The following is a 21,157-nucleotide window of genomic DNA, read 5'->3' on the forward strand; positions in this document are numbered from 1 at the left end:
CAAATCGCGGCGGCCGCTCAACATTCTTTGGCTCCGGGGGGACACCTTTTGGGCGGACCGGCCGGCCGCGGCGGCGCGGCGACCCGTGGGGCGACCGGCGGCGGAGCGGCGCGAGGCGGCGCCGGCGGCGCGGCCATCCGCGGCGGAGGTGGCGGCGCCACGCGAGGCGGCGGCGGTGCTGCCATTCGCGGCGGCGGCGGAGCAGCCATCCGGGCTGGCGGCGCCACTCTCGCCGGCGGCGGGGCCGCAATCCGCGGCTCGGGTCGCGGCGGTGGCGCGACACGTGGAGCAACGTGCATGGGCGGCGGAACCGGCCTGGCCACCGTCGGCGGCACCGGACGCGTCACCTGGGGCGGGACCGGCCGCCGTTCTGCTGTGCCGGCCGGCGGGCCCGGCGGCCGCGCCGGCGACACCACTGCCGGCGTCCGACGCATGGCCCCGGCATCTCCGGGGGATGGGGCCGGGTTGGCGGGTGCCAAAGCCGCAGCCGGAGGTGCCGGCGGCGTCGGTCCTGGCGGCTTTCCGCCGGGCGGCGGGGCTGCGGGCGTTTGCGGCGCCCCGGCGCGCGGCGCGGCGGCTGGACCATTGCTGCCCAGCCCCGGCCGAACGGCCGTCGGGCTGGTCGGCGCGCCCGCCGGGGTGCCAACACGCAATGTTTCGGCTGGTGGAGCGCCAAGTGCGGCACTGGGGACCGGCGGCGCACCTTTGGCTCCCGGAACCGGCAGCGCCTGTGCACCCGGGACCGCGACAGTCGGAGAGCCCTGCCCCGGGCGCCCCTGATTTGGAAGCTGCGGAGCGCCAGGACCAGTCGGCCGGCCCGGACTGGCGCCGGGCGCGGTCGTCACCGGCGGCGGCGATGTCACCGGCCCACCCGGCGCTGGCGACGTCTGGGGCGATGCCGGCGGCTGCTGCGCCAGCCGCGGTCCTTGCAACTGCACACCCGGGCGCGCCGCGAAGCCGCCTTGCGGCGCGGTGTTGACCGAAGCGCTCGGCGGCACCGCCGCCTTGCCTTCCTTGATCAGTGCGGCGCGCTGCATCACCGCGGCCGGCAGCGCGGCGCCGATCACGCCGCCAGCGAGCGCGGCCGACGCCAGGCCGGCCCGGCTCGGCACGACGGACGGTGCGCCGCCCGGCGCCGCGACGCCCGGCGGCGTGATCAGCGGCACGGCCGGATTGGCGGCCGGCGGCGGCTGGTTGATCACCTGGTTGATCACCGTGGTGTTGTGGATGTTGGCGAAGATGATGTTGTTCGGCGGCGGCTGGACATAGACCGGCGGCCGCACATAGGCCGGGATCGGCACGAACAGCGGACGCGGCAGATAGAACAGGCCGATCGGCGGCGGCGGTGGCGGCAGCACGACGAAATCGGGCGGCGGTGGCGGCAGGAAGTACACCGGCGCCGGCGGTGGCGGCGCGAAGTCGAACACCGGATCGCTGAACATCAGCACCGGCCGGTCGACATAGACGATCTCGTCCGGCGGCGGCGGCGGTACGTCGTAGTCGATCACCGTGAAGCTCGGCGGCGGCTCCAGCGCCGCGGCGAGGATCGCCAGCCGGCGCCGCGCGTCGGCAGCGTGTGGGCCGCGCGGATAGCGCCGCAGGTACGACCAATACGCGTCCGGCGTATCGACCCGGTAAGTGCGCCGCCAGGTGATCGCCTCGCGCCGCGCCGCGACGATCGCCCTCACCCGCTTGGCCAGCGGATCGTCCGGATAGGCGACGAGAAACTCCTCATAGGCCTGCAACGTGTCGCGATCGAGCGCGGCCGCATAAGCTTCGGACGCGCCGAGATCGCGGATAGGCTTACTCCGCAGCGTCTGATCGACCGCGGCCAGCGGCGGCGCGTCGGGCGCGCGATCGAAGAACATGAAGTTCGACTCGATCGTCCGCGTATCCCACGGCACCTGGGCGCCCTGGGTCGACTCGTTGACGCGCAGGCGAACGCGGTCGAACAGCTGCGGCAACGTCAGGCCGCCGGTCCGGATCATCTCGGCCAGCGCCTGCGCGTAAACGCCGTACGCGCCGCGTTCGTCGGGCGCCACGGTGCCGGGCGCGGCGTTGAAGGCAGTCAGCATCCTGGGATTCGGCTCGACCATCGCCAGCCCCGAAGCGATCGAGCCGGCGGGCACGAACGGCTGCTCGCGCGCCAGATCGAGCGCCACCACGCTCGCCTTCAACGGCAGCGACGCGAGCTGGCGCATGTAGTCGCCGATCCGCAGCCCCTCGATCGGAATGTCCGTGTCGCGAGATATTCGGGAGTCGACCGGGATGAAGTAGTTCTCGCCGGCGTACTGTACGCCGTAGCCGGCGAGATAAATCGCCGCGACGGTGTCGGGTCCCGAGTCCTCGGCCTTCTTCATGAAGTCGCGGAAGGCACCGCGCAGCGTATCGCCGTCGAGGTCGCGGGCGCCGCTGACGTCGAAACCGGCGGCCTGCAGCGTCTGGGCGATCAGGCCGCCGTCATTGGCGGCGGTCGAGAGCGGCGCCTTGGCGTAGGCGGCGTTGCCGATCACCAGCGCAATTCGCTTTTCCTGCTGCTGTGCAGAAGCGCCGTGCGGCGCGGCGATCAGCAAAACGACGAAGGCGGAGAACACCGAGAGGAGCGAAGAACCACGCATGATCGTGACCTGATGCATGAGCGCCATCCGCACCTGCGGATCGCCACGTCGCATAGTTCAGCGCGCCGAAGGATGAATGTCACTTGAACAAAACATGCCCTCACCGCAACGCCAGCGTGCTGCGCCGCACGGACTGCGCACGCAAACCCCGGGGAGATCCTTACAGCGCCTGCACGTCGACCACGCCGGAGACCGCCTTGATGGCGCCGGCGATCTGCGGCGAGACCTTGTAGCGGCCGGGCAGCTTCATCTCGACCTCGGTCTCGAGGTCGAGCATCAGCACCAGCGAGACGTCGCCCTCGCCGCTCGATCGGCCCTGCGCCGGACTGGACGGCGTGGCGCCTTCCAGACGCTTGGCGACCGAGTCGAGGAATTTGGTGTCGCGCAGGAAGATCCGCAGGCCCTTCTGCGCCTTGGCGGCGGCGGCATCGAGCGGCTCGGCGTGCAGCACGCGGGCGCGGACGTCCTCGCCTTGCAGCTCGGCGCCGAGCTGCAGCAGCACCGCCGCGCCGGGCTCGAGCACATCGCGATATTGCGCCAGTCCCTCCGAGAACAGCACCGCCTCGAAATGCCCGGTCGGATCGGACAGGCCCATGATGCCCATCTTGTTGCCGGTCTTGGTGCGCCGCTCCATCCGCGACACTACTGTCGCGGCGACCTTGCCGGCCGTCGCGCCGGATTTCACCGCCTTGCAGAAATCGGCCCACGACTGCACCCGCAGCCGCTTGAGCGCGGTGGTGTAGTCGTCGAGCGGATGGCCCGACAGGAAGAAGCCGATCGCGTCGTATTCGCGGCGCAGCCGCTCCGACGGCAGCCACGCTTCGATCTGCGGCAGCACGATCGACGGCGCATCCGGCAAGCTGCCGAACATGTCGTTCTGGCCGCTGGTGACGGCTTCGTTGGCGCGCTGGCAGGCAGCGACGATCGCATCGGCAGCGGCGGACACGCGCGCGCGGTTCGGATCAATGCAATCGAACGCACCCGCGGCGGCGAGGCATTCGACGACGCGCTTGTTGATGGCGCGCGGGCTGACGCGCGCGGCAAAGTCGGCCAGCGAGGCGAACGGCTTGTCGCCGCGCGCTTCGACGATCTGCTGCACCGCCTGCATGCCGACGCCCTTTAGGCCGGCGAGCGCGTAGTAGATCGTGTTCTCGCCGACCTCGAAGGTTGCGCCCGAGCGGTTGACCGACGGCGCTTCGACCTTGATACCCAGCCGCTGCGCCTCGGCGCGGAATTCCGACAGCTTGTCGGTGTTGTTGATTTCCAGCGTCATCGACGCGGCGAGGAATTCGACGGGGTAATGCGCCTTCATGTAGGCGGTGTGGTACGACACCAGCGCATAAGCGGCCGCATGGCTCTTGTTGAAGCCGTAGTCGGCGAACTTGGCCAACAGATCGAAGATGGTGTCGGCGGCGTCCTTGGCGACGCCGTTCTTCATCGCACCTTCGACGAAGATCGCGCGCTGCTTCTCCATTTCGGCGCGAATCTTCTTGCCCATCGCGCGGCGCAACAGGTCGGCTTCGCCGAGCGAGTAGCCGGCCATCACCTGGGCGATCTGCATCACCTGTTCTTGGTAGATGATGACGCCGAACGTTTCCTTGAGGATCGGCTCGAGCATCGGATGCAGATATTCCGGCTCCTCGTCGCCGTGTTTTCGCGCGCAGTAGGTCGGGATGTTGGCCATCGGGCCCGGACGATACAGCGCCACCAGCGCGATGATGTCCTCGAACCGGTCCGGCCGCATGTCGACCAGCGCGCGCCGCATGCCCTGGCTTTCAACCTGGAACACGCCGACCACATCGCCGCGCGCCAGCATCTGATAGCTCGGCGCGTCGTCGATCGGCAGCGTCGGCAGATCGACATGAATGTCGCGCTGCTTCAAGAGCTTCACCGCGACGTCGAGCACCGTCAGCGTCTTCAGGCCGAGGAAGTCGAATTTGACGAGGCCCGCCGGCTCCACCCACTTCATATTGAACTGGGTGACCGGCATGTCGGATTTCGGATCGCGATACATCGGCACGAGGTCCGACAGCGGCCGGTCGCCGATCACGATGCCCGCCGCGTGGGTCGAGGCGTGGCGGGTCAGGCCCTCGAGCTTCTGCGCGATGTCGAAGGCACGCGCCACCACCGGGTCCTCGTCGCGGAACGCCTGCAGCTTCGGCTCGCCCTCGATCGCTTGCTTCAGCGAGATCGGCGCGGCCGGATTCTGCGGCACCAGCTTGGTCAGCTTGTCGACCTGGCCGTACGGCATCTGCAGCACGCGGCCGACGTCGCGCAGCACGCCGCGCGCCTGCAGCGTGCCGAAGGTGATGATCTGCGCGACCTGATCGCGGCCGTAGCGCTGCTGCACGTAGTCGATGACTTCGCCGCGGCGGTCCTGGCAGAAGTCGATATCGAAGTCCGGCATCGAGACGCGTTCCGGATTGAGGAAGCGCTCGAACAGCAGGCCGAAGCGGATCGGATCGAGGTCCGTGATCGTGAGCGAATATGCCACCAGCGAGCCGGCGCCTGAGCCGCGGCCCGGGCCAACCGGAATACCCTGGGCCTTGGCCCATTTGATAAAGTCCGACACGATCAGGAAGTAGCCCGCGTATTTCATGCGGGTGATGACGTCGAGTTCGAAGGCGAGCCGCTTGCGGTAATCCTCCTCGGTCATGCCCGGCGACAGGCCGTGGACGCGCAGCCGCATCTCGAGCCCCTGCTCGGCCTGGCGGCGCAGCTCGGCGGCTTCGGCAGCGGCGGCCTCCTCGGCGTCGCTGACGTCGGCGCCGACGGTGAACAGCGGCAGGATCGGCTTGCGGGTCAGCGGCCGATAGGCGCAGCGCTGCGCGATCTCCACCGTGGAAGCCAGCGCCTCGGGCAGATCGGCGAACAGCACGGCCATCTCGGCGCGGGTCTTGAAACGGTGGTCGGGCGTGAACTGGACGCGGTCGGCCTCGGCGATCAGCTTGCCCGAAGCGATGCACAGCAGCGCGTCGTGCGCCTCGAAATCGTCGGTCGTGGCGAAATGCGGTTCATTGGTCGCGACCAGCGGCAGGCCGGCGTCGTAAGCCAGATCGATCAGCCCCGCTTCCGCGCGTCGCTCGGAATCAGTGTTGTGGCGTTGCAGCTCGACATAGAGACGGTCGCCGAACGCCTGCGCCAGCCGTTCGCAGCGCAGCCGCGCCAGTGCCGGATCGGACAGCATCGCCAGCGAGATCGGCCCATCCGGCCCGCCGGTCAGCGCGATGACGTCCTCAGTCTCGCCGTCCAGCCAGTCGAACTTGATGTGCGGGGCCTGATTGACCGGCGTTTCCAGGAACGCCCGTGAGTTCAGCCGCATCAGGCTGCGATAGCCGCGCTCGCGCGTCGCCAGCAGCACGATGCGGGACGGCAACGCCAACGCCGCGTTGCGCGAGGTCGGATCCTGATCGCCGAAATCGATCCCGAGTTCGAGACCGACGATCGGCTGGATGCCGCTGCCGGACAGCTTGTCGGAGAATTCCAGCGCGCCGAACATGTTGTCGGTGTCTGTCAGCGCCAGCGCCGGCTGGTGATCGGCCTTGGCGAGTTCCGCCAGCTTGGCGATCTTCATCGAGCCTTTCAGCAGCGAATAAGCCGAGTGAACGTGCAGGTGGACGAATCCGGCTTGGCTCATCGCGCGGCGACTCTCGATCAGGAAAGACGGCAGTCCGGGACGGCCGTCTCACAAAGCATGGGGTGAAGGTGCTCAGCCGGCGCGCGCAGCACAGCCGACTCGGCCTGATGGTGATCCCCGGGAGCCGGCCGCGCAAGCCGGTCGCCTCCCTTGTCCCCGCTATTGCCTCGCCGCCGAGGGTGCGGGTCTGTGCCGTCAGAGCTGCGGAAGCACCTGCGCCCACACCGCAACCATGCTGATGAACAGCACGATCGATGTCAGTACCGCAGCTTCCTGAATGAAAATCTTCAGCATCGTCCGCCTCCCTCTGACTTCGTGAACATATGCAGAACATAGTTCTTCTTTTGTTCTTGAGTCAAGCGAACGGATGCGAGCCGCCCTCGAAGCCCTAACAACTCGTAAACGCCGAGAGGTTGTCCCCGCTTCCCACCGATTGACGGGAACGGCAACACGGCGCACGGGTTGGCGGTCGGAGCCGGCGAGCCCACCGCCTGCGCGCCTCAACCGATTTCAGGCTGGAGATCCATCATGCGCGTTCAATCGATGATTTTGCTGGCGGGCCTGGCGTCGCTCGCCCTGCCCTCGGCCGCCTCGGCGCAGCCGACCGACAACTACCCGGTCTGTCTGCGGGTCTATGGCCCGGTGCGCTACGACGAGTGCCGCTATGTCTCGATCGAGCAGTGCCGGCCCTCGGCCAGCGGCATTGCCGGCCAATGCGTCACGAATCCCTGGTATCAACCACCGAGCGCCCCCGCCCGGCGCCATCGCGGGCGTTGAGCCCGCGGCAACTCATTGGGGTTCGATATGCGCTTCACCATCCTGAGCGGAATGCTCGTCGGTCTCGCTGCGACGTTCGTCGCAATGCCGGCCGCCCAGGCCCGCGACTATCCGGTCTGCCTGCGGGTCTACCTGAACTATCACGACTGGTACGACGAGTGCAGCTACGACACCATGGCGCAATGCCGGATGTCCGCCTCCGGCCGCGCCGCCGACTGCATGACCAACCCGTGGTACAAGGGACCAGAGCCACGCAAGAAGCCGCGGCGGCAACCGCGCAAGAGAGACTGAGGCGCGCCCCTCTCCAAGGTCATCGCCCGGCTCGACTGGGCGACCCTGTATTCCAGAGCTCCGCGTTAAGTAATAGCCGCTGTGGATACTGGATCACCCGCATTCGCGGGTGATGACGGTGATTTGTAACCGCCTATTCCAGCTCCACCACCACGCCGTCTTCAATCGACACGCGGCGGTCCATGCGGCCGGCCAGTTCCATGTTGTGGGTGGCGATCAGCATCGACACCTGGGTGGCGCGGACGAGCTGCATCAGCGCCTGGAAGACATGGTCGGCGGTGTGCGGGTCGAGGTTGCCGGTCGGCTCGTCGGCGAACAGGACACGCGGCGCGTTGGCCACCGCGCGGGCGATCGCGACGCGCTGCTGCTCGCCGCCCGACAGTTCAGCGGGGCGATGGGTGATGCGGTCGCCGAGGCCGAGATAGGCCAGGATTTCCTTGGAGCGGCTGATGGTTTCGCTGCGCTTCAGGCCGCGGATCATCTGCGGCATCATCACGTTTTCCAGCGCGGTGAATTCCGGCAGCAGCCGGTGCGACTGGTAGACGAAGCCGATATCGGTACGGCGGATCTGGGTGCGCTCGGCGTCCGACAGGCCCGACGTCGCGGTGCCGCCGACATAGACCTCGCCCTCGTCCGGATGTTCGAGCAGGCCGGCGATGTGCAGCAGCGTCGATTTGCCGGAGCCCGACGGCGCCACCAGCGCCACCGACTGCCCGGCCCACAGCGCCAGCTTGGCGCCGTTGAGGATCGTCAGATGCGCCTCGCCCTGAACGTATTGGCGTTTGATGTCGTGCAGATACACGACCGGGATGTCTTCCGCGCCCTGCTCCAGATCCTGCGCCATGTCCGCCGCCTCACTCATACCGGAGCGCATCCACGGGATCGAGCCGCGCCGCGCGCCACGACGGATACAGCGTCGCCAGGAACGACAGCGTCAGCGCCATGATCACGACCGCGCTGGTCTCGGCGAAATCGACCTCGGCCGGCAGCTTGGACAGGAAGTACAGCTCCGGCGAGAACAGTTCGGTGTTGGTGACCCAGGACAGGAATTGCCGGATCGACTCGATGTTCATGCAGATCAGCAGGCCGACCGCGAAGCCGGTCAGCGTGCCGACAACGCCGATCGCCGCCCCGGTGATCAGGAAGATCCGCATGATCGAGCCCTGTGTCGCTCCCATGGTGCGCAGGATGGCGATGTCGCTGCCCTTGTCCTTCACCAGCATGATCAGGCCGGACACGATGTTGAGCGCCGCCACCAGCACGATCAGCGTCAGGATCAGGAACATCACGTTGCGCTCGACCTGCAGCGCGTTGAAGAAGGTCGAATTGCGCTGCCGCCAGTCGACCAGGAACACCGGCCGCCCCGCCGCCTCGGTGACCGCCTTTCGGAAGACGTCGATGCGGTCCGGATTGGTGGTGTAGACCTCGATCGCGGTCACGTCGTTGTTGCGGTTGAAGTAGGCCTGCGCCTCCTTCAGCGGCATGAACACGAAGGTCGAGTCGTATTCCGACATGCCGATCTCGAACACCGCCGCCACCTTGTAGGGCTTGATCCGAGGCGTGGTGCCCATCGGCGTCACGGCGCCGCGCGGCGCCACCAGCGTGACGCTGTCGCCGGCGTGCAGCGACAGCTGATCGGCGAGCCGGCGGCCGATTGCGACGCCCTGCCCATCGTCGAAGCCTTCGAGCGAGCCCTGCTTGATGTGGTTGGCGATCGACGACAAATTGTTGAGGTCGTCGGCACGGATGCCGCGCACGAACACGCCCGAAGCGTTGAACGGCGATGACGCCAGCGCCTGGCCGTCGACGACCGGCGCCGCCAGCTTGATGCCGGACACGCCGCTGATGCGGTCCGCGACGTCCTTCCAGTCGGTCAGCGGGCTCTCCAACGGCTGCACCAGCAGGTGGCCGTTGAGCCCGAGGATCTTGTCGAGCAGTTCCTTGCGGAAGCCGTTCATCACCGCCATGACGATGATCAGCGTCGCCACGCCCAGCATGATGCCGAGGAACGAGAAGCCGGCGATCACCGAGATGAATCCCTCACGGCGGCGCGCACGGAGGTAGCGCCCGGAGAGGAGCCATTCGAATGGCGCGAAGGGGGGAGTTCGAACTGGCTCAGTCATGCTGTGATCCATGCTCCGAATTTCACACGATTCGGGCTAATTTCAGCCGAGCCGCCAGTGGATATCTTACGGCGCCAGTCGCGCCGCCGCCTCCGCCAGCGCGACCGACTCTTTCGATCCGTCACTGCGCCGCTTGAGTTCGATCTTGCCTTCGGCCAGCCCGCGCGGTCCGACATGGACCTGCCACGGAATGCCGATCAGGTCCGCGGTCGCGAACTTGGCGCCGGCGCGCTGGTCGGTGTCGTCGTACAGCACATCGACGCCCTTGGCGGTCAATTCCTTGTAGAGCTGCTCGCAGGCCGCGTCCGTCGCCGCATCGCCCTGCTTCAGATTGAGGATGGTGACGCGGAACGGCGCCACCTCCTCCGGCCAGATGATGCCGTTGTCGTCATGGCAGGCCTCGATGATCGCGCCGACCAGCCGCGACACGCCGACGCCGTAGGAGCCGCCATGGATCGGCGTATCGGTTCCGTCCGGGCCGGCCACATTGGCCTTCATCGAGTCGGAATACTTGGTGCCGAAGTAGAAGATCTGGCCGACCTCGATGCCGCGGGTCTGCAGCCGGTTGGCCTCCGGCACTTCGCTCTCGTAGCGCGCGGCCTCGTGGACGTCCTCGGTCGCCGCATAGACCGAGGTCCACTGCTTGATGATCGGGGTCAGGTCGCCGTCGTAGTCGACGTTCTGGTCCGGCACCGGCAGGTTCAGCACGTCCTTGTCGCAATACACGCCGGACTCGCCGGTCTCGGCCAGCACGATGAATTCGTGGGAAAGATCGCCGCCGATCGGGCCGGTCTCGGCGCGCATCGGGATCGCCTTCAGGCCCATGCGGGCGAAGGTCCGCAAGTAAGCGACGAACATCTTGTTGTAGGATTTGCGCGCTGCCGCTTCGTCGACGTCGAACGAATAGGCATCCTTCATCAGGAATTCGCGGCCGCGCATTACGCCGAAGCGCGGGCGCTGCTCGTCGCGGAATTTCCATTGAATATGATAGAGGTTGAGCGGCAAGCTCTTGTAGGACTTCACATAGGCGCGGAAGATCTCGGTGATCATTTCCTCGTTGGTCGGCCCGTACAGCAGCTCGCGCTTGTGGCGGTCGGCAATGCGCAGCATCTCAGGACCGTAGGCGTCGTAGCGGCCGCTTTCGCGCCACAAATCGGCGAGCTGCAGCGTCGGCATCAACAGCTCGATCGCGCCGGCGCGGTTCTGCTCTTCGCGCACAATCTGCTCGATCTTCTTCAGCACCCGATGGCCGAGCGGCAGCCAGGCATAGATGCCGGCGGCTTCCTGCCGCAGCATGCCGGCGCGCAGCATCAGCCGATGCGAGACGATCTCGGCCTCCTTCGGGTTTTCCTTCAGGATCGGCAGGAAGTAACGCGACAAACGCATGGGATTTGCTCGAGAATCAGGGGAAGCTGGATTTGCCGTCAGTGAAACCGGATCGGGCCGCAAAACACAAGGGCGCCGCATGCAACTTTGCGAAAACCGCCGGTTTCACGCTGTCGCCGCAGGCGGACGAAGGATAGCGCCGCCCCCTTTACCGGATCACCACCGGCCCCTCGATGCTGACCTTTTCGAAATCCGAGATCAGGATGCCGAGCGTCAGCGTCCAGTTGCCCGGCAACGGCGCCGACATCCGGACCTGCCACGCCCCATCGGGCTGGCGCCGCGCCTCGGCGCTGGCCGGCTCGATGCCGGCAACCGGGTTGGCCAACGTTACGGTCAGCCCCTGCGCGGCGAGCGGCGCTTCGTCGGCCGTTTGAAGGACGATGCTAAACTCCACGGGCCCGGCGCGGTCCGGCGTCAACGTGACTCCAGCCATCGCCCGCTCGCCGTGAATGTGCACAAACGCACTGTTCGTCACGACCTTGCTGGCGGAGAGGTCGTGGGGCGGAGGCGTGAAGCGCCACACTCCGACCAGCCCCAGAATTCCCACCACCAGCACAAGCTCCGCCGCGATGGTCCGGCGCAGCGCCGAAGTGGCCTCGGGCGCACCAGCGTATAGTCGCGGAGTCAGGCGGGCGCGATTCCACAGCGCGATCAGCAACAGCACCGTGACCAGCACGAGCTTGGCGAGCAGCACGCGGCCGTAGTCCGAGCCCCAGAGCGCTTCGACGCGGCCGAGCTGCAACGCGCTCAGCACGATGCCGCTGATCAGCAAGGCCGCGATGGCCGGCGGGATCGCCCGCGAGAACCGGCGCAATGTTCGCTGCGCCGCCTCCCCGCGAAGGCTCGCCGCCAGCGGCAGCAACGCGCCGATCCACAGCGCCAGGCTGGCCCCGTGGATCAGCACGGCGGATGCCGCCAGCGCCCGCGGCTCGGCTGTCGCGGCATGGCCGCTGACGGCCAGCGCAGCGCCGAACGCGGTGACCGCGCCGAGTGACAGCAGTCGCGCCCGCTTTCGAAGTGACAGCAGCGTCAGTGCGAGCGCGACGGCTGCGAGCAGCGCCGCCGCGCCGAACGATCCGGACATCCCAGCCCGCCACACCGCAAGGCTGGCGAGCCGTGCGAACGGCACGTCGAGCACGTCGAGGCCTTGCAGGCCGACGGACAGCGCCAACGCAGCCAAGCCTATCATTGATGCAGCCGCGCAGGTCACGACCATGCCGGTTGTCGCCGCCGAGGCTGTCATCCAGGCGAGGAAGAACGCGCCGCCGGTCGCGATCAGCAGTGCGAACTGCAGCGCCACGCGCGTCACCCAGATCGCGGTCCGCCGCGCCGGATCGTCGGGCACAATGATCGCTGGCAGCGCCGATCCCGGCGCGCCGACCCAGAACGTCAGCGAGCCGCCGATCGGGTGGCCATCGGCCGAGATCACCCGCCAGCTCAGCACATGGCCGCCCGCGCCCAGTTTCGCTGGCGGCGCGAAGCGCAGGCTAGCGCCGTCGCGCGTGATATCCGTGATGGCGTGCGAGCCGCCCTGCGCGTCGATGAGCGCGAGCGCCAACGGCTCGACCGGTTCGTTGAAGGTCAGCGACAGCGTCGCCGGCGCAGTCGGCAGCACTGCCTCGGCGGCCGGATCGCTGGCGACCAGAGCGGCGTGGGCATGCGCGAGCGCGGGCAGCAGCAGCACGATGGCAAGCGCGGCCAGCCAGCTCCGCCAGTCGATGGGACGGGATCGGGCCATCCGCCCGATCCCGATCGCTTCGCGCACAGCGCCTGCGTTCACGGCGCTTTGGGCTTGAGCCGCAGCCCTGGCGCCGGTTCCTTCAGCGCGTCGGCGGCCTGCTTGGCCGCCGGCAGTTCGATCCAGCGATGCACGCCCTTCTCGCACTCCTGCACGACCGGGAAGTACAAAGTCTTTCCGGCCGCGTCCGGCAGCTTCATCACCAGGCCGAAGGTGTCGTAGAGGTTGTCGGGCAGCGGCCCGCCCCGCCACGACACTTCGTCGACGGTTTCGGAGATGGTCTTGCCGTGCATCTTGGGCTGTTCACCCTCGATCTTGCGGGTCTTGATCTCGACCGTCCAGCCGGGCTTCATCTGCGGCTTGACCGACAGCACGCCGTCCGGGATCTTGACCCGGACCGCGACCGTAGCGGCGCCGTCGCAGCCGTGCGGCACGCTGAGTGCGGTCTGGAAGTAGTTGCCCGCGACGGCCTCGCTCGGCTGCAGCGAGACGTGGGCCAGCGACGGCGTGGCGCCGAGCGCAGCGGCCACGCAGGCCGCCGCGCTCCATGCAACATGCGCGCGCATCACTTCTTCATCCCGTGGCCGCCATGATCCATCGTGCCGTGGTCGATCTTCTTCATGCTGCCGCCCGTATCGCCCGCGGCCTTCGCGCCGACGCCCTCGACGTCGAAGGTCACCTGCACGTTGCCGGCCTTCTCGAACTGCAGCGTCACCGGCAGCTTCTCGCCCTCCTTCAGCGCGCCCTTCAGATCCATGAACATGATGTGGTAGCCGCCCGGGGCCAGCTTGACGGTCTTGCCGGGCTCGATCGGCAGGCCCTTCTCGAGCATCCGCATCTTCATCACGCCGCCGTCCATCGACATCTCGTGGATCTCGACCTTGCCGGAAACGTCGGCGGTGGCCGACACCAGCCGGTCGGCAGCCGTGCCCTTGTTTTCAATGGTGAGATAACCGCCGGCGACTTTGGCGCCGCCCGGCGTGGCGCGGCTCCAGGCCTGGTCGATCACCAGGTCGCCGGCCTTGACCTCGGCGGCCTGCGCCGTGGCGGCAGACAGCAGACCGATGATGGCGGCGGACGCGAAGGTGCGGATGAGTTTGGTCATGATGTGTAGTCCTTGAATGGGAATCACTGAGAGATAAGCCTCGACCGCGTGGCGCCGTGGGCGCCCTGCGGGGTCGGTCTGAATGTGTCTGGTAGAGACGATGCAGCGCGGCGGCTGCGAGCGCGTGACTTCAGACCACGCCCGGCGGAGCGCGCGGCTGGGCATGCGCGCTGAGGCGCTGGGCCGGCGGCTCTGGTTCGCGGTGCGGCCATGAGAACGACTGATAGGTCCTCTCGATCGTAGCGTGAGCGGGCGGCGCCGCGGCGGGAGCTGGCGCACCGCCGAGACCTACGGCGCAGATTGTGCAACAGCCGCCATCATGCGGCAAACCGGAGGCACCCCCGCCGCCCTCGTCGGACGCCATTGCGGAGCACAGGTGGGCGGTGGCGAGCGGGTCGGCGGCCGCGGCGGCGACGAATCGGATGGCGCCGATCGGCGACAGCAGCTGCACCAGCAGCGCCAGCGCGAAGACTGGAATCACCTGCCTCACACATCTGCGCATCGCGGCCCGTCCTCCACCCTGGCGAATTATCATGCAGCAATACCGCTGTCGATCGTGGCTCGGAAGGCGTCGCAGGACGGTTCGCCGGCAAAAAGTGACTGCAAATCAAATGCAGACGGTGAGTTTCCGTTCATTTCACCCCGTGCCCGAAATTTGAACATTCGTTGCCGTAAATGGTGACAAGTCAAAAAACTTCGGCTACCAATACGACAACAGACTTAGCCGTATGCGAAAGTCTGGGTGGTCCAAGTCTCGGGAGGAACCCTGACGCGCAACAATGCCGCGTCGCCCGTCAAACAAAACAATAAAACAAAATAATTCGGGATAATATTAGGGTCGACAAGTTTTCAGCAGGGCGGAAGCCCTGCTTTTTCTTTTCGGGGACATGTACATCGGCGTTCTTCTGGCGAGCGCATCATCGATCCGCGTAGTAGCTCCCGGTTCGGCAGGCAGCGCAGACGGCTCGAGAGCCTGACTGCTGACTCAGGGCCTGCCCTCTTGCTCATCCTTAGAGTCCGACTCAAAATCCGAACTGAACGCTAAGCGACCTTCTAGATCGCTTAGTATGCCTATCCATTCCGTCATGGCCGGGCTTGTCGATCACACCGTCACGGAGTGATCGGCCATGCCTTCGGTGCCGAAGATTTTCAGATAGCGCTGGACTTCGGAGTCCGGGCCGGTTGCCTTGGTCGGGTTGTCGGAGAGCTTCACGGCCGGCAGTCCGGCCGCTTCCACCACCTTGCAGACCAGCGAGATCGGATCGAGGGCATTGCCGCCGTTGGGTGCGCAGCCGCGGAAGTCGTTAGTCAGGTTCGTGCCCCAGCCGAAACTGACGCGGACGCGATCCTTGAAGTGCTGGAAGGATTGTTCGATCGAGTCGATATCCATGCCGTCGGACAGGACGAGCAGCTTCTCCTTCGGATCCCGGCCCTTGGCCTTCCACCACGCGACGAATTCATCGCCGCCCTCGATCGGCAGCTTGCTGTCCGGGCGCGCGCCGGTCCAATCCGCCACCCAGTCGGGCGCGTTGCGCAGGAACGATGTCGTCCCGTAGGTGTCCGGAAGGATCACCAGCAGATTGCCGTCATACAGGTTACGCCAATCGTCGAGCACCGTGTAGCGTGAGGCCGCGACGAGCTCATCGTCGTCGCCGGCCAGCGCCGCATAGACCATCGACAATTCGTGCGCGTTGGTGCCGATCGCCTCCGAGCCGATTTCCATCGCGACGTGGACGTTGCTGGTGCCGATGAAAGCGTCGCCGATGCCTTCCTGCAACGCCTCGCAGCACCACCTCTGCCACAGATAGCCATGCCGGCGGCGGGTGCCGAAATCGCCGATCTTCAGCCGCCCGTTCTCTTTCAGCCGCTGCAGCCGCTCGACCTTGCCCCACAGCTTCGCCTTGGCGCGCGCATAGAGCACGTCGAGTTCGAAACGCCCCATGTTGCGCATCGCCTTGCGGGCGCGCAGCTCGTTGATGATCGACAGAGCCGGAATTTCCCACATGGTGGTCAGCGGCCATGGCCCGGCGAAGCGAAGTTCGTACTGGCCGTCGCGAACGTCCACCTCGTAGTCCGGAAGCGCGAAGGTCTCGAGCCACGACAGAAATTCGGGCCGGAAGATCTGCTTCTTGCCGTAGAAGGTGTTGCCGGCCAGCCAGATCATTTCCCGCTTCGAAAGCCGAAGCGTCCGCGCGTGGTCCAGTTGTGCCCGCAGCTCGCCTATGTCGATCTCATCGGCAATCCGGATCGCCTTGGATCGGTTGATCACGCCGAACGTCACCGGCGTGTCGCGGTGCTTCATCCAGATCAGCTGCAGCATCAGCAGCTTGTAGAAGTCGGTGTCGAGCAGCGTGCGGACCACCGGGTCCATCCGGTAGTTGTGGTTGTGGACCCTGGTGGCGATATCGGTGAAACTCATCTGGGAAGCCCTTGGTAGTCGGGGCTGGCGCTGCCGCATTGCGCAGATCGAGCCACCCCGATCGATCCGCTCCCTTGTCGAGATCCACTCTAGAACCCGAATCTACCAGATTTGAGAACGTGTCAGCGAGTCGGAGATTCGAACCGTTGGTATGAGAGCGTCGACAGGCGAAACCTCGCGCGCCTACAGCGGAATGCCCATCAGCTTGACGAGCCGATCGACGCCGAGCCAGCCGGCCCGATAGGCATACAGCGCGACCGCGAAGATCACCGCCGAGACCAGCGTGGTCCACAGCGCCTTCCGCAGCATCAGCGCCGAGACCGGCGCGCCCGGATCGGTGCCGTCGATCTCCTCACTGTGCCCGGCTTCGGCGCGATTGCGAACGCCAAACGGCAGGGCCACGAACAGCACGACCCACCACAGCACAAAGTAGATCGCCAGCAGACTGCCGATCTGACTGATCATGCTTACGACTGCTCGATCTCGACCAGCGCGCCCGAGAAGTCCTTCGGATGCAGGAACAGCACCGGCTTGCCGTGAGCGCCGATCTTCGGCTGACCGTCGCCGAGCACGCGGGCGCCCTCCTTGATCAGCGTATCGCGCGCCGCGATGATGTCCGGCACTTCGTAGCAGACGTGATGGATGCCGCCGTCGGCATTGCGATCGAGAAACTTGGCGATCGGCGAAGCTTCGCCGAGCGGCTGGATGAACTCGATCTTGGTGTTCGGCAGCGTCACGAACACGGTGATGACGCCGTGCTCCGGCAGCGGCACCGCGTCGGAGATCTCGGCCTGAAAGGCGCCGCCATAGATCTTGGCGGCCGAAACCGCATCCTTCACCGCAATCGCCACGTGATTGAGCCGCCCGAGCATCGCACCGTCTCCGTCGTTACTTCTTGTCGTTGAGGTTTCTTGTCGCATTCGCTGCCTTCGGTTCTGATCGAATCAGCCCCGAAACTCCAGCCCTTATTTTGTCGCGTAACCGGTGCGGTCGGGACGCTCCCGCAATGCGGAAATCGACAGTCCTCCAGGGGATTCATGGCCGGGCTCGTCCCGGCCAGCCACGCCTTCTCTTGGAATATCGGCCGGTCGGCGTGGATGCCCGGGACAAGCCCGGGCATGACGGGCGAAGCTAGGCCGTCAGCACGTGGACGACGCAGAGCGGCTTCTTGCCCCAATGCTGCTGCACGATCGAACGCACGGTGCGGCGGACGGATTCCGCGACCGCCTCCGGATCACGCCGCTTTGCCCGTGGCAGGCCCTCGACCGTTGCCACGATGGCGTCGAACACGATGTCCTCGAGCGGCTCGCCGGCGCTGGTGTTCTCCGGAACGCCGATCAGATCGACGTCCGGATCGTCCACCAGCTCGCCCGCCTCGGTCATCGCCAAAGCCACGAAGGCACAGCCGGCGAACGCCAGCTTGCGGCGCTCACCAACCGCGCGCGACTTCTCGTCTTCGAGGATGTTGCCGTCTTTGTAGAGACGACCGGACGGCAGCTTCTCGACGACCGCGGGCTCGCCCGGGCCGAGCCGGATCAGATCGCCGTTGCGGCAGGTCATCACCTTCGGCACGCCCATCTGCCGCGCCAGCTTGGCGTGCTCGTTCAGATGCAGCGCTTCGCCGTGCACCGGGATCAGCAGTTCCGGCCGCACCCACGAGATCATCTCGCGCAGCTCCTCGCGGCGCGGATGGCCGGACACGTGAACCAGGTGGTCGCGATCGGTGATCACGTCGATGCCCTGATTGACCAGGCCGTTGATGATGGCGCCGACCGCCTTTTCGTTGCCCGGAATGGTGCGCGAAGAGAAGATCACGCAGTCGCCCTTGTTGAGGGTGACTTCGGGATGGTCATCGCGCGCGATCCGTGCCAGCGCGGCGCGTTGCTCACCCTGGCTGCCGGTGCACAGCGCCAGCACCTTGTCGGGCGGGAAATGGCCGTAGTACTCGGGCCCGCGAAAGCTCGGCACGCCATCGAGGTAACCGCACTCGCGGGCGACGTTCGACACCCGGTCCATCGCCCGGCCGACCAGCACCACCTCGCGGCCTGCCGCTTTGGCGGCATCGGCGACGGCGCGGATGCGGCCGACGTTCGACGCGAAGGTCGTCACCGCGACGCGGCCCTTGGCCGACTTGATCAGGCCGGTGAGCGACACGCCCACTTCGGATTCCGACGGCGAGCGGCCGTCGCGCACCGCGTTGGTGCTATCGCCGATCAGCGCCAGCACGCCCTCGTCGCCGATCTCGCGCAGCCGCTTCTCGTCGGTCGGCGGACCGACGACCGGCGTCGGATCGATCTTCCAGTCGCCGGTGTGCAGCACGGTGCCGACCGAGGTGCGGATCGCCAGCGCGTGCGATTCCGGGATCGAATGCGCCACCGGAATGAATTCGACGCTGAACGGACCGAGATCGATCCGGCCACCCGACGGCACTTCGGTGATGGGGATCTTCAGCGTGGTGCGTTCGGCCGCGAGCTTGGCGGCGAACAGCGAGGCGCTGAACTTGGTGGCGTAGATTGGGCATTTCAGCTTCGGCCACAGATCGATGATGGCGCCGAAATGATCCTCATGGGCGTGCGTCAGCACCAGCCCGACGAGGTTCTTCTTCTCTTTCTCGAGGAAGCGGATGTCCGGCATGATCAGATCGATGCCGGGCAGATGCTCCTCGTCGCCGAACGACACGCCGAGGTCGACGGCGAGCCAGCTGCGCTGCTGGCGATTGCCGAGGCCATAGATCGACAAATTCATGCCGATCTCCCCGACGCCGCCCAGTGGCGCGAAATAGAGTTCGTCGGGTCGTGCCATTAATCTGCAGCCTTTGCTGAAGCCGCATCGCCGAAATAGACGTCGCCGGCCGCGATCGGAATGCGTCTCCGATCCGACGTTATCAGGACCATGCAGCCTGTTTCATCGATGGTGTCGAATATCCCGGAAACCACCGACGAGCCTGACCGGATGGAAACCGTCTGACCAAGCCCTGCGGCCCGTTCCAGCCAGAGATCACGGATCTTGGCGAAACCACGTCCGTCATCCCAGATGCCGCGCATCTCGTGCCACGAATCCGACAGCGCCGCAAATACGTCTTCCGCGCTAGCCGTCACGCCGAGCTTGCTCAGGCATGTCACCGCGGTTGGAAGCCCCTCGGGGGCAGCGACCACGTTCGTGCCCATCCCGACCACGACTCCCAGTCGTCCGTCCGGCAATGCCTCGGCTTCGAGGTTCATTCCGACAAGCTTCGATCCGCCTGCCAGGATATCGTTGGGCCACTTCAGCCGATAGTCGTTCGCGGCCGAGTCGGGTGACCGCATCGCAGCCTCGACACTCACCTCCCGCAGCGCCTTCACGAGCGCGACGCCTGCAGCAAAGCCGAGCGTGGCCGCAACCGGAGGGGTGACGTTGAAACACTCGAAGACGGAGCTGGCCAAGTTGCCACGAGGAGCCACCCAGGCCCGGTTGCGACGACCGCGTCCCGCAGTCTGCATCGTCGTCACGAACCAGCAAGGCGTCCGCCCCCCCGCTCGGGCGTACGCCATCGCGTCGGTGTTGGTGGAGCCGGTCTCGTCGAACACCTTCAGGCCGAAACCGGCCGCCCGCGCCTTCGGTCCGAGTGCGAACGCCACCTAGAACAGCGACTTGGCTGCCGCCGTCGCTGCATTCACCAGCGGCGCGGGATAGATGAAGAACAGCATATTGAACAAGGCGGCCACAGCGAGCACGCCGCGCAGTTCGAGCCGCACCCGGTCGATGCCCGGGGCCGGCTCGTCGAAATACATCACCTTGATGATCGCCAGATAGTAGTAGGCGCCGACCACGCTGGTGACCACGCCGATCACCGCCAGCGCGAACAACCCGGCCTTGATGGCCGCCATGAACACGTAGAATTTGGCGAAGAAGCCGGCGAGCGGCGGGATGCCGGCCATCGAGAACAGCAGCATGGCGAAGAAGAACGCCAGCACCGGACTGGTGCGCGACAGGCCGGCGAAGTCGCTGATGTTCTCGACATGCAGCCCGTTGCGGCGCATCGACAGGATCACCGCGAACGCGCCCAGCGTCATCGCCACGTAGATCGAGATGTAGACGATCACACCCTGCGCGCCTTCGACCGTGCCGGCCGACAGCCCGACCAGCGCGAAGCCGATGTGGCCGATCGCCGAATAGGCCATCAGGCGCTTGATGTTCTTCTGGCCGATCGCCGCGAACGAGCCCAGCGCCATCGAGGCGATCGCCACGAACACCACGATCTGCTGCCACTGCGGCACGATGCCGGGGAACGCCGTCAGCGTCACGCGGGTGAAGATCGCGAGGCCAGCGACCTTCGGGGCCGAGGCGAAGAACGCGGTGACCGGGGTCGGCGCGCCTTCGTACACGTCCGGCGTCCACATGTGGAACGGCACGGCCGAAACCTTGAAGCACAGCGCGGCGAGCAGGAACACGAGGCCAAACACCAGCCCGATGTTGCCGTCCTTGGCCGCCGCGGCGATGCCCGAGAACTGCACCGTGCCGGTGAAGCCGTAGATCAGCGAGGCGCCGTACAGCAGCATGCCGGACGACAGCGCGCCGAGGATGAAATACTTCATGCCGGCTTCGTTGGACTTGGCGTCCTCGCGATTGCTGGCGGCCACGACGTAGAGCGCCAGGCTCATCAGCTCGAGGCCGAGATACAGCATGATCAGGTCGCCGGCCGAGATCAGCAGCATCATGCCGACCGACGACAGCAGCACCAGGATCGCGTATTCGAACATCCGCTTCGACGGATTGGTCAGGTTCTCGGCCGACAGGATCAGCGTCACCGCGGAGCCGATCAGCGCCAGCACCTTCAGGAAGCGGGCGAAGTCGTCGACGATGAAGCTGCCGCCGAAGGTGACGAGCTTGCCGGCCGGCAGCATCACGACGAGCGCCCCGGTGACCACCAGCAGCACGACGGCGAGCGTCGCGACCAGCCCTGTGGTGCGCGGGCCGCGATAGGCGCCGAGCATCAGCAGCAGCATCGCGCCGACCACCAGCACGAGCTCCGGCAGGATCGGGACCAGCGAATAACCGGCGATATCGATATTCATAGCGTGTAG

At 66.5% G+C, this 21,157-nt stretch carries 17 protein-coding genes; 2 read left to right on the forward strand and 15 right to left on the reverse strand.

Going from position 1 to position 21,157, the window contains the following annotated elements:
- Positions 1-17 precede the first annotated feature (17 nt).
- Both LPW26_RS19845 and dnaE read right to left on the reverse strand, forming a co-directional pair.
- Positions 18-2,618 (reverse strand): caspase family protein, encoded by a 2,601-nt coding sequence (locus LPW26_RS19845; RefSeq protein WP_238737385.1) that lies wholly within the window; start codon positions 2,616-2,618, stop codon positions 18-20.
- A gap of 160 nt (positions 2,619-2,778) precedes the next feature.
- The gene (gene dnaE, locus LPW26_RS19850; protein ID WP_238737353.1) at positions 2,779-6,255 is read right to left on the reverse strand and encodes a DNA polymerase III subunit alpha; all 3,477 of its coding nucleotides are present in this window, start codon (positions 6,253-6,255) and stop codon (positions 2,779-2,781) included.
- 528 nt (positions 6,256-6,783) lie between these two features.
- Here dnaE and LPW26_RS19855 point away from each other — a divergent pair.
- Together LPW26_RS19855 and LPW26_RS19860 are read left to right on the forward strand one after the other, a co-directional pair.
- Positions 6,784-7,032, forward strand: a complete 249-nt coding sequence (locus LPW26_RS19855) for a DUF3551 domain-containing protein (protein WP_238737354.1) — start codon at positions 6,784-6,786, stop codon at positions 7,030-7,032.
- Between the two features lie 27 nt (positions 7,033-7,059).
- Positions 7,060-7,323, forward strand: a complete 264-nt coding sequence (locus LPW26_RS19860) for a DUF3551 domain-containing protein (protein ID WP_238737355.1) — start codon at positions 7,060-7,062, stop codon at positions 7,321-7,323.
- A gap of 133 nt (positions 7,324-7,456) precedes the next feature.
- Here the strand turns inward: LPW26_RS19860 and LPW26_RS19865 are convergent, their stop codons facing one another.
- The 13 genes from LPW26_RS19865 to nuoN all read right to left on the reverse strand — a co-directional run bounded on the left by LPW26_RS19865 (position 7,457) and on the right by nuoN (position 21,148).
- Positions 7,457-8,155: an ABC transporter ATP-binding protein gene (locus tag LPW26_RS19865; RefSeq protein ID WP_238737386.1), complete on the reverse strand. Its 699-nt coding sequence runs from the start codon at positions 8,153-8,155 to the stop codon at positions 7,457-7,459.
- A 22-nt stretch (positions 8,156-8,177) separates the two neighbouring features.
- On the reverse strand, positions 8,178-9,458 hold the full coding sequence (locus LPW26_RS19870) for a lipoprotein-releasing ABC transporter permease subunit (RefSeq protein ID WP_238737356.1): 1,281 nt from the start codon (positions 9,456-9,458) through the stop codon (positions 8,178-8,180).
- Between the two features lie 54 nt (positions 9,459-9,512).
- Entirely contained in the window at positions 9,513-10,832 is a 1,320-nt protein-coding gene (gene proS, locus LPW26_RS19875) for a proline--tRNA ligase (RefSeq protein ID WP_238737357.1), read from the reverse strand.
- Positions 10,833-10,980: 148 nt separating this feature from the next.
- On the reverse strand, positions 10,981-12,570 hold the full coding sequence (locus LPW26_RS19880) for a copper resistance CopC/CopD family protein (RefSeq protein ID WP_238737358.1): 1,590 nt from the start codon (positions 12,568-12,570) through the stop codon (positions 10,981-10,983).
- Between the two features lie 38 nt (positions 12,571-12,608).
- The gene (locus LPW26_RS19885; RefSeq protein ID WP_238737359.1) at positions 12,609-13,136 is read right to left on the reverse strand and encodes a YcnI family protein; all 528 of its coding nucleotides are present in this window, start codon (positions 13,134-13,136) and stop codon (positions 12,609-12,611) included.
- Positions 13,136-13,675 (reverse strand): copper chaperone PCu(A)C, encoded by a 540-nt coding sequence (locus LPW26_RS19890; RefSeq protein ID WP_238737360.1) that lies wholly within the window; start codon positions 13,673-13,675, stop codon positions 13,136-13,138. The genes LPW26_RS19885 and LPW26_RS19890 overlap by 1 nt, the downstream gene beginning before the upstream one ends.
- Positions 13,676-13,805: 130 nt before the next feature.
- Positions 13,806-14,156: a DUF2946 family protein gene (locus LPW26_RS19895; RefSeq protein WP_238737361.1), complete on the reverse strand. Its 351-nt coding sequence runs from the start codon at positions 14,154-14,156 to the stop codon at positions 13,806-13,808.
- A gap of 621 nt (positions 14,157-14,777) precedes the next feature.
- On the reverse strand, positions 14,778-16,094 hold the full coding sequence (locus LPW26_RS19900; protein ID WP_238737362.1) for a nicotinate phosphoribosyltransferase: 1,317 nt from the start codon (positions 16,092-16,094) through the stop codon (positions 14,778-14,780).
- 183 nt (positions 16,095-16,277) lie between these two features.
- Positions 16,278-16,559 (reverse strand): DUF1467 family protein, encoded by a 282-nt coding sequence (locus LPW26_RS19905; RefSeq protein ID WP_238737363.1) that lies wholly within the window; start codon positions 16,557-16,559, stop codon positions 16,278-16,280.
- Positions 16,560-16,561: 2 nt separating this feature from the next.
- Positions 16,562-16,966 (reverse strand): methylmalonyl-CoA epimerase, encoded by a 405-nt coding sequence (mce, locus tag LPW26_RS19910; RefSeq protein ID WP_238737364.1) that lies wholly within the window; start codon positions 16,964-16,966, stop codon positions 16,562-16,564.
- A 259-nt stretch (positions 16,967-17,225) separates the two neighbouring features.
- The gene (locus LPW26_RS19915) at positions 17,226-18,896 is read right to left on the reverse strand and encodes a ribonuclease J (protein ID WP_238737365.1); all 1,671 of its coding nucleotides are present in this window, start codon (positions 18,894-18,896) and stop codon (positions 17,226-17,228) included.
- The gene (locus LPW26_RS19920; protein WP_238737366.1) at positions 18,896-19,711 is read right to left on the reverse strand and encodes a biotin--[acetyl-CoA-carboxylase] ligase; all 816 of its coding nucleotides are present in this window, start codon (positions 19,709-19,711) and stop codon (positions 18,896-18,898) included. The genes LPW26_RS19915 and LPW26_RS19920 overlap by 1 nt, the downstream gene beginning before the upstream one ends.
- Positions 19,712-21,148, reverse strand: coding sequence for an NADH-quinone oxidoreductase subunit NuoN (nuoN, locus tag LPW26_RS19925; protein ID WP_238737367.1), 1,437 nt, complete (start codon positions 21,146-21,148; stop codon positions 19,712-19,714).
- Positions 21,149-21,157: the final 9 nt, after the last annotated feature.

The sequence above is a fragment of the Rhodopseudomonas infernalis genome (assembly GCF_022271405.1).
GTDB classification, from domain to species: Bacteria; Pseudomonadota; Alphaproteobacteria; order Rhizobiales; family Xanthobacteraceae; genus Rhodopseudomonas; species Rhodopseudomonas infernalis.

What these genes read in the sequence shown, in the direction of transcription:
- LPW26_RS19870 (WP_238737356.1), bottom strand. Translation starts at nt 9,458, where the DNA reads ATGGATCACAGCATGACTGAGCCAGTTCGAACTCCCCCCTTCGCGCCA.
- LPW26_RS19845 (WP_238737385.1), bottom strand. Translation starts at nt 2,618, where the DNA reads ATGCGTGGTTCTTCGCTCCTCTCGGTGTTCTCCGCCTTCGTCGTTTTG.
- LPW26_RS19880 (WP_238737358.1), bottom strand. Translation starts at nt 12,570, where the DNA reads ATGGCCCGATCCCGTCCCATCGACTGGCGGAGCTGGCTGGCCGCGCTT.
- LPW26_RS19915 (WP_238737365.1), bottom strand. Translation starts at nt 18,896, where the DNA reads ATGGCACGACCCGACGAACTCTATTTCGCGCCACTGGGCGGCGTCGGG.
- nuoN (WP_238737367.1), bottom strand. Translation starts at nt 21,148, where the DNA reads ATGAATATCGATATCGCCGGTTATTCGCTGGTCCCGATCCTGCCGGAG.
- LPW26_RS19890 (WP_238737360.1), bottom strand. Translation starts at nt 13,675, where the DNA reads ATGACCAAACTCATCCGCACCTTCGCGTCCGCCGCCATCATCGGTCTG.
- LPW26_RS19905 (WP_238737363.1), bottom strand. Translation starts at nt 16,559, where the DNA reads ATGATCAGTCAGATCGGCAGTCTGCTGGCGATCTACTTTGTGCTGTGG.
- LPW26_RS19860 (WP_238737355.1), top strand. Translation starts at nt 7,060, where the DNA reads ATGCGCTTCACCATCCTGAGCGGAATGCTCGTCGGTCTCGCTGCGACG.
- LPW26_RS19900 (WP_238737362.1), bottom strand. Translation starts at nt 16,094, where the DNA reads ATGAGTTTCACCGATATCGCCACCAGGGTCCACAACCACAACTACCGG.
- LPW26_RS19885 (WP_238737359.1), bottom strand. Translation starts at nt 13,136, where the DNA reads ATGCGCGCGCATGTTGCATGGAGCGCGGCGGCCTGCGTGGCCGCTGCG.
- mce (WP_238737364.1), bottom strand. Translation starts at nt 16,966, where the DNA reads ATGCTCGGGCGGCTCAATCACGTGGCGATTGCGGTGAAGGATGCGGTT.
- dnaE (WP_238737353.1), bottom strand. Translation starts at nt 6,255, where the DNA reads ATGAGCCAAGCCGGATTCGTCCACCTGCACGTTCACTCGGCTTATTCG.
- LPW26_RS19855 (WP_238737354.1), top strand. Translation starts at nt 6,784, where the DNA reads ATGCGCGTTCAATCGATGATTTTGCTGGCGGGCCTGGCGTCGCTCGCC.
- proS (WP_238737357.1), bottom strand. Translation starts at nt 10,832, where the DNA reads ATGCGTTTGTCGCGTTACTTCCTGCCGATCCTGAAGGAAAACCCGAAG.